Annotated in this window: 18 protein-coding genes and 1 pseudogene; 10 read left to right on the top strand and 9 right to left on the bottom strand. The window is 66.1% G+C overall.

Translation table 11 applies throughout. The features are described 5' to 3' along the window. A pseudogene (locus WAZ62_RS05655) lies at positions 1-280 on the top strand (hypothetical protein); the annotation flags it as partial. Between the two features lie 165 nt (positions 281-445). Here WAZ62_RS05655 and WAZ62_RS05650 read toward each other — a convergent pair. Both WAZ62_RS05650 and WAZ62_RS05645 read right to left on the bottom strand, forming a co-directional pair. Then, on the bottom strand, positions 446-1084 hold the full coding sequence (locus WAZ62_RS05650) for a response regulator transcription factor (RefSeq protein WP_422642540.1): 639 nt from the start codon (positions 1082-1084) through the stop codon (positions 446-448). Next, positions 1081-3066 (bottom strand): sensor histidine kinase, encoded by a 1986-nt coding sequence (locus tag WAZ62_RS05645; RefSeq protein WP_422642539.1) that lies wholly within the window; start codon positions 3064-3066, stop codon positions 1081-1083. The genes WAZ62_RS05650 and WAZ62_RS05645 overlap by 4 nt, the downstream gene beginning before the upstream one ends. A gap of 148 nt (positions 3067-3214) precedes the next feature. On the opposite strand from WAZ62_RS05645, the gene WAZ62_RS05640 reads away from it, so the two are divergent. The 3 genes from WAZ62_RS05640 to WAZ62_RS05630 are packed head-to-tail and all read left to right on the top strand — an operon-like array spanning position 3215 to position 6226. Further along, positions 3215-4216, top strand: a complete 1002-nt coding sequence (locus WAZ62_RS05640; protein ID WP_422642538.1) for a TRAP transporter substrate-binding protein — start codon at positions 3215-3217, stop codon at positions 4214-4216. A gap of 58 nt (positions 4217-4274) precedes the next feature. After that, a complete protein-coding gene (locus WAZ62_RS05635; protein WP_422642537.1) occupies positions 4275-4907 on the top strand; it encodes a TRAP transporter small permease in 633 nt (210 codons plus the stop codon). Next, on the top strand, positions 4904-6226 hold the full coding sequence (locus WAZ62_RS05630; RefSeq protein ID WP_422642536.1) for a TRAP transporter large permease: 1323 nt from the start codon (positions 4904-4906) through the stop codon (positions 6224-6226). Before WAZ62_RS05635 ends, WAZ62_RS05630 begins: the two co-directional genes overlap by 4 nt. A gap of 64 nt (positions 6227-6290) precedes the next feature. Here the strand turns inward: WAZ62_RS05630 and WAZ62_RS05625 are convergent, their stop codons facing one another. After that, complete coding sequence (locus WAZ62_RS05625; protein WP_422642535.1) at positions 6291-7733, bottom strand: coniferyl aldehyde dehydrogenase; 1443 nt, start codon at positions 7731-7733, stop codon at positions 6291-6293. Positions 7734-8006: 273 nt separating this feature from the next. Between WAZ62_RS05625 and WAZ62_RS05620 the strand changes: the two genes are divergently transcribed. From WAZ62_RS05620 to WAZ62_RS05605, 4 genes are all read left to right on the top strand, one after another. Then, positions 8007-8648: a phasin family protein gene (locus tag WAZ62_RS05620; protein WP_422642534.1), complete on the top strand. Its 642-nt coding sequence runs from the start codon at positions 8007-8009 to the stop codon at positions 8646-8648. A gap of 72 nt (positions 8649-8720) precedes the next feature. Further along, positions 8721-9521, top strand: a complete 801-nt coding sequence (locus WAZ62_RS05615; RefSeq protein ID WP_422642533.1) for a peptidase — start codon at positions 8721-8723, stop codon at positions 9519-9521. 92 nt (positions 9522-9613) lie between these two features. Then, complete coding sequence (locus WAZ62_RS05610; protein ID WP_422642532.1) at positions 9614-10414, top strand: enoyl-CoA hydratase-related protein; 801 nt, start codon at positions 9614-9616, stop codon at positions 10412-10414. A 4-nt stretch (positions 10415-10418) separates the two neighbouring features. Continuing rightward, positions 10419-11222, top strand: coding sequence for an enoyl-CoA hydratase/isomerase (locus WAZ62_RS05605; protein ID WP_422642531.1), 804 nt, complete (start codon positions 10419-10421; stop codon positions 11220-11222). 27 nt (positions 11223-11249) lie between these two features. On the opposite strand, the gene WAZ62_RS05600 is transcribed toward WAZ62_RS05605, so the two are convergent. Continuing rightward, complete coding sequence (locus WAZ62_RS05600) at positions 11250-12158, bottom strand: LysR family transcriptional regulator (protein WP_422642530.1); 909 nt, start codon at positions 12156-12158, stop codon at positions 11250-11252. Positions 12159-12267: 109 nt separating this feature from the next. Here WAZ62_RS05600 and WAZ62_RS05595 point away from each other — a divergent pair, with 109 nt between their 5' ends. Together WAZ62_RS05595 and WAZ62_RS05590 are read left to right on the top strand one after the other, a co-directional pair. Further along, positions 12268-13452, top strand: a complete 1185-nt coding sequence (locus tag WAZ62_RS05595; protein ID WP_422642529.1) for an MFS transporter — start codon at positions 12268-12270, stop codon at positions 13450-13452. Between the two features lie 25 nt (positions 13453-13477). Next, positions 13478-14302, top strand: a complete 825-nt coding sequence (locus tag WAZ62_RS05590) for an aldo/keto reductase (protein WP_422642528.1) — start codon at positions 13478-13480, stop codon at positions 14300-14302. On the opposite strand, the gene WAZ62_RS05585 is transcribed toward WAZ62_RS05590, so the two are convergent. The 5 genes from WAZ62_RS05585 to WAZ62_RS05565 form a co-directional block, all read right to left on the bottom strand. Beyond that, positions 14268-15041 (bottom strand): class I SAM-dependent methyltransferase, encoded by a 774-nt coding sequence (locus tag WAZ62_RS05585; RefSeq protein ID WP_422642527.1) that lies wholly within the window; start codon positions 15039-15041, stop codon positions 14268-14270. The two genes, WAZ62_RS05590 and WAZ62_RS05585, sit on opposite strands and share 35 nt — an antisense overlap. Next, positions 15038-15745, bottom strand: coding sequence for a thiaminase II (gene tenA, locus WAZ62_RS05580; protein WP_422642526.1), 708 nt, complete (start codon positions 15743-15745; stop codon positions 15038-15040). Before tenA ends, WAZ62_RS05585 begins: the two co-directional genes overlap by 4 nt. After that, positions 15742-15936 (bottom strand): Fe-S cluster assembly protein IscX, encoded by a 195-nt coding sequence (gene iscX, locus WAZ62_RS05575; protein WP_422642525.1) that lies wholly within the window; start codon positions 15934-15936, stop codon positions 15742-15744. Before iscX ends, tenA begins: the two co-directional genes overlap by 4 nt. A 5-nt stretch (positions 15937-15941) precedes the next feature. Continuing rightward, positions 15942-16280 (bottom strand): ferredoxin family 2Fe-2S iron-sulfur cluster binding protein, encoded by a 339-nt coding sequence (locus tag WAZ62_RS05570; RefSeq protein ID WP_422642524.1) that lies wholly within the window; start codon positions 16278-16280, stop codon positions 15942-15944. A 32-nt stretch (positions 16281-16312) separates the two neighbouring features. Then, positions 16313-17160: Hsp70 family protein (locus WAZ62_RS05565; RefSeq protein ID WP_422642523.1), on the bottom strand; the 848-nt coding region annotated here is incomplete at its 5' end.

Below are 17160 nucleotides of genomic sequence, written 5' to 3'. Positions count from 1 at the left end.
GCGCCGGCCCGAGCCGGAAGCCGTCGCGGCCCCGCGCGAGGAGAAAATGGCCGAGCGCCCGCGCGAGGAGAAATCCGAACGGCCGCGTGAAGAGAAATCCGAGCGCACCCGCGATTTCCGCGATGCGCCTGATCGCCGCGATTACAATGAACGCCGTCCGCCGCGCCGCCGCGACGACGACCTCGGCCCCAGCGTGATCGGCTTTGGCGACCATGTCCCGGCCTTCATCCTGCGCCCGGTCTATCCGGTCAAGGACACGGGCCGCGCCAACGAGGCCTGAACCACAGGCTTCCGACCGATATGAAACCCCCGGGCGAGACCATCGCCCGGGGGTTTTTCATGTCACCCCCTCGGCGGAGGGCCGCGGCACTTTCGAGGATGGCACGCAGGACATCATCACCTTCGCCAATGGCGCCTCGGTCCACGCCAGCGATTTCGTCTTCGTCTAGGCGCCGCCCCCGTCCTGTCGGCTCGCCCCGAGCATCGGCAGGACGGGGGAGACCAGGCGGGCCAGTTCGGCGGCATTGCCGGCGCCGATCTTGGCCAGCACCCGGCCCCGATGCACCTCGACCGTGCGGATCGCGATGCCCAACTCCCCGGCGATCTGCTTGTTCAGCTTGCCGTCGATCATGCGCTCCATCACCTCGGCTTCGCGGGCCGACAGGCTGCGGATCTTGCGGGCGATCGTGTCCACCGTCCGGGTCTCGACCTGACGCCTGACGAACCGGGCGATGGCCGCCTTGGCGAGATCGACGATCTGATTGTCGTTGAAGGGCTTTTCCACGAAATCGAAGGCCCCGGCCTTCAGCGTGCTGACCGCGACGGGCACGTCGGCATGGCCGGTGAGAAAGATCACCGGCGCCTCGCTGCCCATGGCCCGCAGCCGCTCGAACACTTCGGGGCCGGAGAGCCCATGCATTCGCACGTCGAGGATGATGCAGGCGCAATCATCCAGGGGCTGCGCCTCCAGAAAGGCTTCGCCCGAGCCCCAGCCGGTGGCGGCAAGGCCACGGGAGGCGAAGAGAAACGCGAGGGCGTCGCGGATCGTCTCCTCGTCGTCGACGATATGGATGGTTCCGGTCATTCGGCCGCAAGTTCCGCTGCCTTGGCCTGCGCCGGCAGGATGACGGTGAAGACCGTCCCCGCCACCGCGCCGCGCCGGAAGGTCAGCTGCCCGCGATGCAGTTCCACCAGGGTCCGGCAGATGTTCAGCCCCATGCCCATGCCATGCGGCTTGGTCGAAGTGAAGGCATCGAAAACATGCTCCGCCAGCGCGGGCTCGATGCCATGGCCCAGATCCGCGACCTCGATCCGGACGTCGCCCTCCGCCGTCGTATCCAGCGTGACGCTTAACGTATCGCCCTGGCGTCGGCCCTCGGCCATGGCTTCCATGCCGTTGCGGATCAGGTTGATCAGGACCTGCTGGATCAGGATGCGGTCGGCGCGAACCTCGGGCGCGGGATGAAGCAGGGTCTCGATCACGACCCGCTGCTCCCGCGCCTCGGCGCCGAGGAAACCCACGGTCTCCCCGATCACATCCGGCAGCGACAGCGGGTCGAGCCGGGGTTCGCGCTTCTTCACGAGGTCCTGGATGCGCCGGATGATCTGCCCCGCCCGGCCCGCCTGCGTCGCCACCTTCTCGACCGCGAGGCGCATCATGGCGCCATCGGCCTGCCGCTGATCGAGGAGGTTCAGGGCGCCGGTGGCATAGCCCGCGATGGCCGACAAGGGCTGGTTCAGTTCGTGGGCCAGGGTGGAGGCCATCTCGCCCAGGGTGACGAGCCGGCCGGTGCGGGCCATGGCCTCGTCCTGGAGCCGGGCAGCCCGCGCCGCGCGCTTCGCCTCGGTGATGTCGATCACCGAGCCCATCCAGCCCCGGTGCACGCCAGCGGCATCGATCAGCGGCGCCTCGAAGACCTGGACATCGATCATGGTGCCATCGCGGCGGCGAAAGCCAGTCTCGAAGGCCTGCGGACGGGCCTGCCCGGCCGCGAGGGCGGCCTGGCGGCCGAGGGTTTCCTGCATCCGGTCCGGCGACCAATAGGGCATGGGCGGCAGGCGGCCGACCAGATCCTCGGCCGGCCAGTCCACCAGCTTGCAGAAGGCCGAATTGACATAGAGGATGCGGCCCTCGTGATCCTTGGCGCGCAGGCCGACGGTCAGGCTTTCCTCCATCGAATGGCGAAAGGCGATCTCGCCCTGCAGCAGCTTCTCGGCCCGCCGCCGCCGCCGCGCGCTGCGCTGGAGCGTCAGCAGGGCCATGATGGCGAACAGGGCCAGACTGGCGATGACCGCGACCAGCAACGTATCGAGGAAGCCCGCCGGGCGCTTGTAGGGCGTGATGGTCAGGACGGTGCCGCGCAAGGGCGGATCGAAACTGATGGAATGGCTGAGGGCCTCGGCATCGAGCGCGCGGCGCGCCCGCGCCGCCAGCGTGGTGCCGCCGGTATCGGCCAGGCGGACGCCATATTGTTCCGCGATCCACCAGGGAATATGCCGGTCGAGCAGCAGCGGCAGCGAGACCGTCGCCGTTACCACGCCGCCGCCGCCAACCGCGAGGCCGAAGCTGACCGTATCGTCCGCGATATCGCCGTAGACCGGCCGGGACAGGACAAGCCCCGTTCGCAGGATGAGCCCCGGCAAGCGGCCATCCTCATCCCCCGACAACCCCGGCACGGCCCGGATCAGGCGCCCCGCCGCATCATGCCAGGCGATCGACAGGACTTCCGGGTTGGAGGCGATATGCAGTCGCTCGCGCGCCTCGAGGACCTGGACCGAGGCGCCGCCCGCCGCATCGAGCGCGAGGCGGGCCAGCATGTCTTCGTCGATGGAGAGCTGAAAGCGCAGGGTCTGTTCGACCCACAGGGCATCGGTGGCGAGCTTGGTCCGATGCTGTTCGGTCTCGCCGCGATCGACCACCCAGACGAAAGCGGCGACAAGGCAGACAAGCGCGAGAATGGCGGCCAGCGGCACCAGCGACAGGAGATCGACCCGGCTGGTCGTCCATCCGTCCTGGATCACCCATGGGCTTTCCCCCGCGGCCTTTTCCTTGCCTTCCCGCAGCACCTGGTCCTCCCCGGCGATGCCGGTGCCTCAATCTCGATGCCGGGTTGCCCCCGGTCCATTGCGGTAACCCACAATAGCGGCGCCGTCCGGGACGTGGCAAGCAGTCAGCCTGACCGCCGACAAGCGCGGAATGCCTGGAGGAAACAAGATGTTGAATCGTCGCCAATTCACCCGGCTGGCCGGCACGGCCGCCCTGGCCCTGGCCGCGCCGGTCCCGGCCTTCGCCGCCCCGACCATCATCAAATTCAGCCATGTCGTCGCCCCGGATACGCCCAAGGGCAAGGGCGCCCAGAAGTTCAAGGAACTGGCGGAGAAATACACGAACGGCGCCGTGATCGTCGAAGTCTATCCGAACAGCCAGCTCTACAAGGACAAGGAAGAGCTGGAGGCGCTGCAACTCGGCGCGGTCCACATGCTGGCGCCGTCGCTGGCCAAATTCGGCCCCCTCGGCGTTCAGGAATTCGAGCTGTTCGACCTGCCCTATCTGATGGATGGCTATGACGCCCTGCGCAAGATCACCGATGGCGAGGTCGGCAAGATGCTGCTGGGCAAGCTGGAAGCCAAGGGCATCAAGGGCCTCGCCTATTGGGACAATGGCTTCAAGGTCATGTCGGCCAATTCGCCGCTGCACACGCCGGACGACTTCCTCGGCCTGAAGATGCGTATCCAGTCCTCGAAGATCCTCGAGGCCCAGATGCAGGCGCTGGGCGCCGTGCCGCAGGTCATGGCTTTCTCGGAAGTCTATCAGGCGCTGCAGACCGGCGTCGTCGACGGCACCGAGAACCCGCCCTCCAACATGTATACCCAGAAGATGCACGAGGTGCAGAAGCACGCCTCGCTCTCGAACCACGGCTATCTCGGCTATGCCGTGATCGTCAACAAGGCCTTCTGGGAAGGACTGGACCCGGCGATCCGCAGCCAGCTGGACAAGGCGATGACGGAATCGACCGAATACGCCAACTCGATCGCCAAGGAAGAAAACGAGAAGTCGCTGGCGGCGATGAAGGCGGCGGGAAAGACCGAATTCCACGAGCTGACGGCCGACGAAAAGGCGGCCTGGGTCGCCGTCCTCACCCCCGTGCACGAGAAGATGTCCGGCCGTATCGGCGCGGATCTGATCAAGCAGGCCTACGCCGCGCTGGGCCGCTGAAACCCTGGCTGAAACCCCGGGGGCGCGCCGCGCGCCCCCACTTCCTTCGAGGTTCGCCATGATCCTGCGCTTCCTCGACCGTTTCGAAGAGGTGATCATCTCGGTGCTGATGGCGGTGGCCGTCGCGCTGATCTTCGTCGCGGTCGTCCATCGCTTCTCCCTCGGCTTCGCCGCCGATATCGTTTCCTTCGCCCGCAAGAACGACATGCCGGATCTGGCGGACGCCGCCCGCTCCGTTTTCAAGACCATCAATGCCCTCAAGCTGACCTGGGCGCAGGAAGCCTGCATCTATCTCTTCGTCTGGATGGCCAAGTTCGGCGCCGCCTATGGCGTCCGGGTCGGCATCCATGTCGGTGTCGACATCCTCGTCGAGCGCCTGTCGCCCGAAAGGCGCCGGCCGGTGACCATCGTCGCCATGTCGGGCGGTGTGATCTTCACCGCGCTCGTCGCCTGGATCGGCGCCGATTTCGTCTGGCATGTCGCGGCCGGCGGCCAGACCTCGCCCGATCTCGAAATGCCCATGTGGGTGGTCTACCTCGCCGTGCCGCTCGGCTCGGCGCTGATGTGCTTCCGCTTCCTTCAGGCGCTGAGGCTCTACATCACCACCGGTTACATCGCGCATCACGACCACAGCGCGGTCGACGGTCTCGACGACGAGCCGGCGGCGCAGCCGAACGGGGGCCGCGCATGACCGCGATCATCGTCTTCCTGATCCTCGCCCTGCTGCTGGTCACGGGGATGCCCGTGTCCATCGCCCTCGGGCTCACGGTTTTCACCTTCCTCATCGCCTTCACCAATATCCCGATGGATTCGATCGCCCTGAAACTGTTCACGGGCATCGAGAAGTTCGAGATCATGGCGATCCCCTTCTTCATCCTCGCCGGCAATTTCCTGACCCATGGCGGTGTCGCGCGGCGGATGATCCGCTTCGCCACCTCGATGGTCGGCCATTGGTACGGCGGCATGGGGCTGGCGGCGGTCTTCGCCTGCGCGCTGTTCGCCGCGATCTCCGGCTCGTCCCCGGCGACGGTGATGGCGGTCGGCTCGATCCTGATCCCGGCCATGGTCAAGCAGGGCTATCCGCCACAATTCGGCGTCGGCACCGTCGCGACCGCGGGCGGTCTCGGCATCCTCATCCCGCCCTCGATCGTCATGGTCATGTATTCGGTCGCGACCTCGGGCATGGTGGTGACCGGGCCGGACGGCGGCCAGGTTCTCTCCGCCTCGATCGGCTCGCTGTTCATCGCCGGTGTCGTGCCGGGCTTGATGCTGGCCATGATGCTGGGCGGCACCACCATGTACCGCGCCTGGAAGAACGGCTATCCGCGCATGGCGCGGGCCAGCTGGCGCGAACGGATCAAGGCCTTCCGCGAAAGCGTCTGGGGCCTGATGCTGATCGTCATCATCATGGGCGGCATTTATGGCGGCATCTTCACCCCGACCGAGGCGGCGGCGGTTTCCGCGGTCTATGCCTTCGTCATCGCCATCTGGGTCTACAAGGACATCAAGCTGCGCGACGTGCCGAAGGTGCTGCTGTCGTCGGCGGCGATGTCGGCGATGCTGCTCTACATCATCACCAACGCCGTGATGTTCGCCTTCATCCTGACCTCGGAGCAGATCCCGCAGGCCCTGTCGGAATGGCTGGTCGGCCTTGGCCTGGATCAGTTCGGCTTCCTGTTGGCGGTCAACCTGATCCTTCTCGTCATCGGCATGGTGATGGAGCCGTCGGCCATCGTCCTGATCATGGCGCCGATCCTCTATCCGGTCGCGGTGAAGCTGGGGGTCGATCCGGTGCATTTCGGCATCATGATGGTGGTCAACATGGAGATCGGCCTGATCACGCCGCCCGTCGGGCTCAATCTCTATGTCGCCTCGTCCATCTCCCGACTTGGCCTGACCGAGGTGACCAAGGCGACCTGGCCCTGGCTGCTGACCGTCCTGGTCTTCCTTGGCCTCATCACCTATCTGCCGAGCATCGTGCTCTTCCTGCCGCGCCTGATGGGCATGTGACGGCGACAAGAAAACGCCCCGGCCTTTCGGCCGGGGCGTCGTCATTTCACCCGTGGCGTTATGGTCACTTCAGCATGAAGGCCATCAGCTTCTCGATCCGCGGACCGAAGGGCGGCCGCATCATCGAGAGCAGGTTGAACTTCGACTGATGCATAACCGACTTCTTGTGGCTGAAGGTCAGGAAGCCGTCGCGGCCGTGGTAGGAGCCCATGCCGGAGGGACCGACACCGCCGAACGGCAGATCTTCCTGGGCGACATGCATCACCGTCTCGTTGATGCAGGCCCCGCCCGAGGTCGTGCGGCTCAGCACCTTGTTCTGCACCGCCTTGTCGTCGGAGAAGACATAGAGCGCGAGCGGCCGGCCATGGTCGTTCACATAATCGATCGCCTCGTCGATCTGGCGATAGGTCTTGATTGGCATCAGCGGCCCGAAGATTTCGTCCTGCATCACCTTCATATCCTCGGTCGCGTCGAGGATCAGGGTCGGCGGGATCTTGTGGGTCGGCTGCTGCTCGAAATTCTCGTTGCCCGGATTGACCTCGACCACCTTGGCGCCCTTGGCCTTGGCGTCGGCGATCAGGCCGCGCAGCCGGTCGTAGTGGCGCTGGTTGACGACCGAGGTGTAGTCGTCATTGTCCTTCAGGGTCGGATAGGATTTGGCGACCTGCTTCGAGACCAAGTCGATGAACTGGTCCCGCTTCTCCTCGGGCACGAAGACGTAATCGGGGGCGACGCAGGTCTGGCCGGCGTTCAGGAACTTGCCCTGCACGATGCTGCCCACCGCCGCTTCCATGCGGGCGCCGCGGTCGACGATGGTCGGCGACTTGCCGCCGAGTTCCAGCGTGACCGGCACCAGGTTCTCGGCCGCCGCACGCATGACATGACGGCCGACCGAGGTCGCGCCGGTGAAGAACAGATGGTCATAGGGCAGCTTGGAGAAGGCTTCGCCCACGTCCGGCCCGCCGGTGACGACCGAGACCTCGAGATCCGAGAAGGCGGCGCCCAGCACCTTGGCCATCAGGTCCGAGGTGCGCGGGGTGAATTCCGACGGCTTCAGCATGACCCGGTTGCCGGCGGCGAAGGCCGCGGCCATCGGCCCGAAGGCCAGCTGGATCGGATAGTTCCACGGCGAGATGATGCCGATCACCCCGAGCGGCTGGAAGATGATGCGGTTCGACGCCGGGAAATAATTGATCGAGGTCGGCCGCTTCTCGGGCTGCATCCATTTGGCGAGATGCTTCGACATATGCTTGATGCCTTCGGCGGTGACCACGAAATCGGTCAGCATCGTCTCGTGCTTCGAGCGATGGCCGAAATCGGCCGAGACCGCGTCGAGGAAGGCGTCCTTGTTGTCGAGCAGGGCTTTCTTCAGCCGCGCCAGGCGATCGCGGCGCAGGGCGACCGAGGGCGGACCCATCTTGAGGAAATCCTTGCGCTGGCGGTCCAGGGTCGTCCGCAGGGCCGCGGCGACACCACCAACCTCGATTCTCGCTTCCACAGTGCTCATGTTTCCTCTCCCCGGGCCGTAAGGCCTCTTTCAACCGAATTTGATCCGATAATTTGTCAGACTATGCGCGCAAGCGCGAGACGGCGCAATATTTTCACCCTGACTGCAATATGACAGTTTTTTTGTGCAGTGCGGAAAAATCGCGGTTGACGCAATGCACGTAAAAGCATATCTACGCTTCATGTTGCGTCGCACCATTTTGTAGCCGTGCGGCGGCAGGTACCCGCGTAGCCAAATCCCCTTTCACACAATAATCCGATCAGGAGAGTTGAAATGGCCACCAAGAAGAAGACTGCCGCCGGTGACGTTGCTGGCGAAGTCATGGAGACTGTCGTGGAATCCGTCGAGACCGTCGAAGAAGCCACCCAGAAGGCCGGCGAAGCCGTCGAGACCGCCATCGACAACGCTGGCAGCCAGCTCGAGAAGGCCATTGCCTGGAGCCGCGATCAGGTGACGGAAGTCACCGCCAAGGTCGAGGAAAACACCAAGAAGGCCGTCGCCGAGGTGAAGGACAACTTCGTCAAGGCGACCGACTGGAGCCGCAGCCGCTACCAGACCCTGAAGACCAATGCGACCGAAGCCGCCGAATTCGGCAAGGCTTCGATGACCGATGTCGTCGCGTCGGGCAAGGCCGCGGCCGAGGGCCTGAAGTCGGTCGGCGAAGCGGTCGTCGAGGCCGTGAAGATCGCGACCGAGGAAAACGTCGACACCGCCAAGAAGCTGTGGGCCGTGAAGTCCATCGGCGAGGCCGTCGACCTGCAGGACAAATACACCCGCACCGCCATCGACCTCTATCTGGCGCATACCCAGAAGATCGCCGAGACCACCGCTTCGGCGTTCCGCGCCACGATCGAGCCGCTGCACGCCCGCTTCGCCGCCCTCGCGGCTGAAGTCGAAAAGCGCCGCGTCGCTTAAGTTTCCGGCGATAGCATGCTATAGGGGCGGCCTTGTGCCGCCCCTTTTCTTTGTCTGCCGGATAAAAACCCAATGACCTATGCCGTCGGCCTGCTTCTCGACGCCGGAATCGTCTTCGCTTCCGACACGCGCACCAATGCCGGTGTCGACCATGTCTCGACCTTCAAGAAAATGACGGTCTTCGAGGTTCCGGGAGAGCGGGTGATCGTCCTCATGGGCTCGGGCAATCTCGCCATCACCCAGTCCGTGGTCAGCCAGCTCCATGCCTGGAACGAGGCCCTGCCGAAGACGGGCGCGGCCCGCGCCCGCGCCAACCGGGCGATCAGCCGAGCCGGCACCATGTTCGAGGCCGCCCGCATCGTCGGCGCGGCCCTGCGCGAGGTTCATGCCCTCGACAACGAGTATCTCCAGGCCCATGGCACCGATTTCAACGCCATGTTCATCCTGGGCGGCCAGATCGGCGAGGAAAAGCCCCGCCTGTTCCAGATCTACGCCGCCGGCAATTTCATCGAGGCGGGCAAGGACACACCCTATTTCCAGATCGGCGAAACCAAATACGGCAAGCCGATCATCGACCGCATCGTGCGCCCGGAGACGTCGCTGACCGTCGCCGCCAAATGCACGCTGATTTCCTTTGACTCGACCATGCGCTCCAACGTCTCGGTCGCCATGCCGCTCGACGTGCTGGTCTACGAGAGGGACAGCCTGAAGGTCGGCCACTACCGCCGCATTCCGCGCAATGATCCCTATATGACGGCCCTGTCCGAGGGCTGGTCCAAGGGCATTCTCTCCGCCTTCGAAGCCCTGCCCGATCCCGACTGGCCGGTCGGCACCGCCGAGTCCCGACCAAGGACCCGGCGCCGCAAGGCCTGATTGCCGTCGCGGCTTCCTCGGCAAAACTGAATGGGGTTCACAAAGATTTCGGCACGGTCATAATCACCCGGTCCCGCGCAGAGAGGACCAATATGACCTACGAAACGATCCTGTTCGAGCGCCGGGGAGGCCTCGCCCACATCACCCTGAACCGGCCCGAGGTGCTGAACGCCCTCAACTATCCGATGTACAGGGAATTGTCCGACGCCCTCGATGCCGTCGCCGCCGATCCGTCTTTGCGGGCCGTGCTGCTGACCGGCGCCGGACGGGCCTTCTGCTCGGGGGCGGATCTGTCCCGCAAATTCGCCATTCCCGAAGGCGGCACCATCGGCGATGGCGTCGCCGAGGCGATGCATCGCCTGATCAACCCGATGGTCGCGCGCATCGCCGCGCTGCCGAAGCCCGTCGTCGCCGCCGTGAACGGCGTGACCGCCGGCGGCGGGGTCGGTGTCGCCCTGGCCTGCGATATCGTCATCGCCGCGAAATCCGCCTATTTCGTGCAGGTCTTCGGCCCCAATCTCGGCATCGTGCCCGACATCGGCTGCACCTGGATGGTGCCGCGCCTCGTTGGCCGCGCCCGGGCGCTCGGCCTTGCCCTCACCGGCGAGCGGCTGCCGGCGGAAAAGGCCGCCGACTGGGGCCTGATCTGGGCCGCGGTCGAGGATCAGGACCTGATCACCAACGCGACCGGCCTTGCCGAGAAACTGGCGGCGGGCCCGACCACCGGCTTTGGCCTGATCAAGAAGGCGATCATGGCGTCGGAGCACAACAGTTTCGAGGCGCAGCTGGCGCTGGAAGCCGAATCCCAGCGCATCGCCTTCAACACAAACGACACGCCGGAGGGCGTCGCCGCCTTCCTGCAGAAGCGCAAACCCGTCTTTACCGGAGCCTGAGCCGATGGCCAGCGAGTACACGAAGATTACCGTCGCCGTCGATGGCGACGGCGTGATGACCCTCACCCTGAACCAGCCGGAAGCGCTCAACGCCGTCTCCAAGGCGATGATCCGCGAGATATGCGCCGCCGTCACCCTGGCCGAGGATCCGGCCGGCGGCGTCCGCGCCCTCTTGATCACCGGCGCCGGGCGCGGCTTCTGCGCCGGGGCCAATCTGGCGGACCCGGACGGACTGACCGGCGACGGCGTGCCCGATGTCGGCCTGGTGCTGGAAGAATTCTACAACCCGTTGTTCAAGCGTCTGCGCGACCTGCGGGTGCCCATCGTCACGGCGGTGAACGGCCCCGCGGCGGGCGTCGGCATGAGCTTCGCCCTGATGGGCGACATGGTGGTGGCCGGAAAATCCGCCAGCTTCCTGCAGGCCTTCGCCAAGATCGGCCTTGTCCCCGATGGCGGCTCGTCCTGGCTGCTGCCCCGCTTGGTCGGCCGGGCGCGGGCGATGGAACTCGCACTGATGGCCGAGAAACTGCCGGCGGAAAAGGCCCTCGACTGGGGCCTGATCAACCGCGTGGTCGAGGATGCCGAACTGATGGCGACGGCGACCGAGATCGCCCGCAAGTTCGCCAAGGGCCCCACCCGCGCCCTCGGCTTCATCCGCAAGATGATGCAGGCCAGCCTCGAGGCCAGCTACGACCAGCAGCTCGATCTCGAGCGGCAATTGCAGCGCGCCGCCGGCCAGACCGCCGATTTCCAGGAAGGCGTCGCCGCCTTCCTGCAGAAGCGCCCGGCGCAATTCACCGGCAAGTAAGTCGGGGCCAAGGGGGCGTGGCCGAGGTCACGCCCCGTCCCTGCCGATCGATCCCGCCAGGAAATCGAGGAAGGCGCGAATGCGCGCGGCCAGATGATCATGGCCGACATAGACCGCGTGGATCGTCTCGCTTTCGCCCGCGTTGAAATCCTCCAGCACTGGCAGCAACCGCCCCGCCGCGATATCGGCCGCGACATGGAAGGCGCCCAGCCGCGCGAGCCCGAGGCCCTGCAAGGCCAGCTGGCGCAGGATGACGCCATTGTTGCCATAGGCATTGCCGGTCACCGGCAGGGTGAAACCCTCGCCGCTGGCGGGATCGCGAAACGGCCATTCGTCGAGGCTGCGGCGGAAATTGAAGCGCAGGCAATTATGCCGGGCAAGGTCCCGGGGCAGCGCCGGCAGTCCCTGCGCTGCCTCATAGGCGGGTGCGGCCACGATCACCCGCCGGTTCTCCAGCAGTTTCCGCGCCTTCAGCGCCGAGTCCCGCAACGGGCCCGAGCGGATCGCGATATCGGTCCGCTCGTCGACGAGATCAATCACCGTGTCGGTCAATGACAGGTCCAGCTCGACCTGCGGATGACGCGCCAGGAAGGCCGGCACCAGCGGCAGCAGGCAATGCTCGCCGAAGGCGACCGAGGCTGAAACCCGCAGGCGGCCGCGCGGCGCCGCCCCGGCGCCGGTCGCCACCACGCGCTCCGCCTCGTCGATCTCGGCGAGGATGCGCCGCGCCCGCTCGAGATAGAGCGCGCCTTCCGCCGTCAGTTGCAGCATCCGGGTCGAGCGGACGAAAAGCGGCAGGCCCAACCGGTCCTCCACCCGCGTCACCAGCTTGCTGACGGCCGAAGGCGACAGGCCGAGCTTGCGGCCGGCCGCCGAAAATCCCCCGGCCTCCGCCGCGGCGACGAAGACGCCCATTTCGCCCGCGCGATTGTCCATGATCGGCCTTTGAATTTGTTTCAAAGATACTGTTACCGATCAGGACATTCATTCTCAAGCGATGAAGCCGCATCTTCCCCGTCAATGATCCTCTCGACAGGGATGCGCCATGCCCATCGCCCTTTACGCCCTGACGATCGCCGCCTATGCGATCGGCACCACGGAATTCGTCATCGTCGGCCTACTGCCGACCGTCGCCGCCGATCTGGGCATCACCCTGCCGCTGGCGGGGTTGATCGTCAGCGTCTATGCCCTGGGCGTGACCTTCGGCGCCCCCGTCCTCACCGCCCTGTCGGGCCGGATCGAGCGGAAACCCCTGCTGCTGGGTCTGATGGCGCTCTTCATCGCCGGCAATGTCCTGGCCGCCCTCAGTCCGGGTTACGGGATGCTGCTGGTCGCCCGCGTGCTCTCGGCCTTCGCCCATGGCGTCTTCTTTTCCGTCGGCGCGACCATCGCCGCCGATCTGGTGCCGGCGAACCGGCGGGCTTCGGCGATCGCGCTGATGTTCATGGGGCTGACCGTCGCCATCGTCACCGGCGTGCCGCTCGGCACCTTCATCGGGCAAAGCCTGGGCTGGCGCGCCACCTTCTGGGCCGTCGCCGGCCTTGGCCTCGTCGCGATGACGGGCATCGCCGTCCTGCTGCCGCGCGGCATCGCCAAGGCGCCGCCCGCCTCCCTGCTGGACCAGTTGCGCGTGCTCGGCTCCGGCCGGCTGTTGCTGGTCTTCGGCATGACCGCGCTTGGCTATGGCGGGACCTTCGTCGCCTTCACCTATCTCGCGACCATCCTGCAGGACATCACGGGCTTCGCCGCTTCCAGCGTCAGCCTCATCCTGATCCTCTACGGCGCCGCCATCGCCGCCGGCAATATCGCGGGCGGCCGTATCGCCAATCACGATCCGGTGAAGGCGCTGATCGGCCTGTTCGTCGCGCAGGCGCTGGTGCTCGGCCTCTTCACCCTGACCGCGCCCCTGCCCGTCCTTGCCCTGCTGACCCTGACCGCCCTCGGCTTCCTGTCCTTCGCCAATGTGCCGGGGTTGCAGCTCTATGTCGTGCAGCTGGCCCGGGAACATCGGCCCATGGCGGTCGATACCGCCTCCGCCCTCAACATCGCCGCCTTCAACCTCGGCATCGCGCTCGGCGCCTGGATCGGCGGGCTGGTCGTCGCCTCGCCCCTCGGCCTGGGCGCGACGCCCTGGGTCGGCGGGTTGATGGTGACGGGCGCCCTGCTGCTCACCCTGTGGAGCCGCGCGCTCGATGGCCGGAAGACCACCGCCGTGCTGTGCGAAGCCTGAACCTTATTTGAAAGGACCCTGTCCCATGCACAATGTCACTGCCCATGGCGCCGAAATTCCGGTGCTTGGCTTCGGCACCTATCGCGTCTCGCCCGCGGATACGCTTCGCATGGTGCCCCATGCCTTGAGCCTCGGTTATCGCCACATCAATACCGCGCAGATCTATGGTAACGAGGCGGAGGTCGGCGATGGCATCGCGAAGTCCGGCATCGCCCGCGACCGCATTTTCCTGACCACCAAGATCTGGGTCGACAATTATCGCCGGGATGCCCTGCTCGCTTCGGCCGAGACCAGCCTTCGCAAGCTGAAGACCGACCATGTCGACCTGCTGCTTCTGCATTGGCCGAACCCCTCCGTTCCGCTGGCGGAACAGATCGGTGCCCTGAACGAAGTCCAGGCGGCGGGCAAGGCCCGGCACATCGGCGTCTCGAACTTCAACTCCGCGCTGATGACCGAGGCGGCCAGCCTCTCGCCCGCGCCGCTCGTGACCAATCAGGTCGAGTATCATCCTTATCTGGAGCAATCGAAACTGATCGCCGCAGCGCGGGCCGCCGGCCTCGCCATTACCGCCTATTACGGCATGGCGGACGGCAAGGTCTTCGCCGATCCGGTGCTGCGAGAGATCGCCGGGCACCACGGCAAGAGCATCGCCCAGGTCGTGCTGCGCTGGCTGGTCCAGCAGGATGGCGTCATCGCCCTGAGCAAGACAGTGAACGAAGCCCGGGCGGCGGAGAACCTCGCTATCTTCGGCTTTACCCTCACGCCGGACGACATGGCCGCGATCAGCGCTCTCGCCCAGCCGAACGGCCGTCTTGTCAGCCCGCCCGGCCTTGCCCCCGCCTGGGACTGAGGCGGCCGATAGGAATCATCTCGGGCGCGTCCGGTCCACCGAGCGCGCCCGCCCAGTCCCCCAGCCAGCGATCGACAGTCAGGCCGGCATCGGCGATCAGACGGTCCAGTTCCGCTTGCCCCGGGAAAGACAGACGGGACCGCGCGCCGTGGCGCCGGCCCGTCGCCACGACCTCATAGACCGTCTCATACGTAACGATCCCGGCAGCATCATCGCGCGCGACATCATTCCAGGCGTGAACGAGGCCGAAGTCGGGATGGATGATCTCCCGCCGGGATGCCTCGGGGGTCCATTCCCGCCATTCTTCCCGCAGCGGATTACGGCTGTCGAAAATGAAACGCCCTTCCGGCGCGAGATGCGCGGCGATGGTCTCCAGCACCGCGCGCCGGTCGTCCCCGGTCAGGAAGACCTGGAAGGCATGGCCGGTCAGCACCACCAGATCGAAAGTCCGGCCAAGCCGGATATCTCGCGCGTCGCCTTCGAGCCAGGAGACCCGGTCACCCCCCACCCGCCGCCGGGCGATATCCAGCATCGCCGCCGCCGGATCGATGCCGGTGACGACACAGCCGGCGAGGGCAAGACCCGCCGCCAGTTGCCCGGTACCGCAACCAAGATCGAGCACGCGAAGGCCGGGCCGGGTCATCGCCCGGATGCGGTCGAAATCCTCGCCCCAATGATTTTCGAGATCGTAGAAACCGGCCAGTGCCGGGTCGTCATAAAGCCGGTCGTCGGCGCTCATCGGCCGAACAGGCGCGACCACAAGCCGCCATTGGCCGGTTGGCCCGCCTGCCAGCCCATCTGCCAGAAGGCGGCTTCCAGCCGGCAGCTTTCGGCGAAGGTGCGAATGAGGGACGGCATCCGCGCCTCGGTCGCCCGGACAATGGCGAGACGGTCGAGTTCGGCGATGGCGTCATCGGCGACGCGGCCGTACGCCGCGCCCGAATACATCTCGATCCAGGGCAGGTAGCGATTGTCCTCGCCCCGGAAATCCGGTCGCTCGGTGATCGCCACGGCGATGTCGCGGTAACCGACGACGCAAGGGCTCAGCGCGACCTTGAGATCGAGCACGTCGCCCGCCAGCCCCCGGTCGAGGACGTAGCGGGTATAGGCCATGCATTCGGGTGCTTCCGGCGCCTGTTCCATTTCCTCGGCGGAGATGCCCCAGGCTTTGCAGAATTCGATATGCAGGCCCATCTCGTGATTGATCAGGGCATCCAGCGTCGCCGCCGCCGAGCGCATCCCGGCGAGGTCATCGGCCTTGACCACGGCAAGGGCATAGGCCCGCGCAAAATGGATCAGGAACAGATAGTCCTGCACCAGATAGTGGCGAAAGGCCGCCTCGGGCAGGGTGCCCCGGGCGAGGCCATCGACGAAGGCATGGCCGACATAGGCCTGCCAGTCCGCCGCCGCGCCGTCGCGCAGGCGGTCGAACAGTCGGGTCACGCTCGCTCCTCGATCCAGGCGGCCTGAATGGCTTCGAGGATCTTCTCGTTGGAGCGGTCGGGATGATCGGTGAAACCGGGCAGCGCCAGCACCCATTTGTGCAGGTCGGTGAAGCGCAGGTTCACGACATCGGCCTCCGGGTGGAACTCTTCCAGCCCTGCGGCGATATCGTAAACATCGGTCCAGCGCATGGTGCTTACTTGTCCACCATCATGTTGCGGGTCGCGGCCGGCAGGCTGACGATCAGGCCGTCCAGCTCTTCAGACATGATGATCTGGCAGCCGAGGCGCGAGGTATGGGTCAGGCCGAAGGCGAGGTCGAGCATGTCCTCTTCCTCTTCGCTGGCCTCGGGCAGGGTCGCGTAGAATTCGGGATCGATCACGACATGGCAGGTCGAACAGGCCAGCGAGCCTTCGCAGGCGCCTTCGAGGTCGATCTTGTTGCGATGGGCGATTTCCAGCACCGACAGGCCAAGCGGGGCGTCAACCTCGGTCCTGGTCTTGCCATCGGGGCTCACGAAAATCATCTTGGGCATGGAAACTCTCTCCAGAAATCTGATCGGGAGGCTTAGCCCGCCTGCAGGCGGGATTCAAGCCGGCTGACGTCGACGCCGGACAGCGCGCGTCTGATGTTGCGATCCATGCGCCGTTCGGCGAAGGGCCGGCCCGCCGCTTCCAGGGCTTCCGTCGCGGCGACAACGGCCTCGCGATCGTCGCCGGTCATCGCGACTTCGAGCGCCGCTTTCGCCGCCTCGATCCCGGCCCGCTCCTCGGCCGAGAGCAATTCGCCGTCGCTGGCCAGCGCCGCGTCGAGCGCGAGGATCAGGCGGCGGCCGTCCACCCGCGCCTCGGCCAGCAGGCGGGTGACGACATCGGAGCGGGCGTTTTCGAGCGAGGCGCGGAGCATTCCCGTCATCTCGTCGTCGGTCAGGCCATAGGTCGGCTTCACCTCGACCCGCGCCTCGACGCCGGTCAGGGCCTCGCGGGCGGAGACGGTCAGCAAGCCGTCGGCATCGACGGTGAAGGTGACGCGGATGCGCGCGGCACCCGCGACCATGGCCGGAATGCCGGCGAGGACGAAGCGGGCGAGCGAGCGGTTCTGCTCGACCATCTCGCGCTCGCCCTGCACGACATGGATCGCCATGGCGGTCTGGCCGTCCTGATAGGTGGTGAAATCCTGCGCCCGGCTGACCGGGATCGGCGTGTTGCGCGGGATCACCTTCTCGATCAAGCCGCCCATGGTCTCGAGCCCCAGGGACAGCGGCACGACGTCGAGCAGCAGCGTGTCGGAGCCGATGGTCAGGGCCTCGGCCTGAAGCGCGGCGCCGAGGGCCACCACTTCATCGGGATCGATGTCGGACAAAGGCTCCCGCCCGAACAGCGCGGTCACTTCGCGGCGAACGAGCGGCACCCGGG

The organism is Zavarzinia sp., assembly GCF_049306435.1.
Classification (GTDB): Bacteria; Pseudomonadota; Alphaproteobacteria; order Zavarziniales; family Zavarziniaceae; genus Zavarzinia.
Note: the sequence above shows the minus strand (reverse complement) of the source record. Positions and strands in the feature narration are given on the sequence as shown.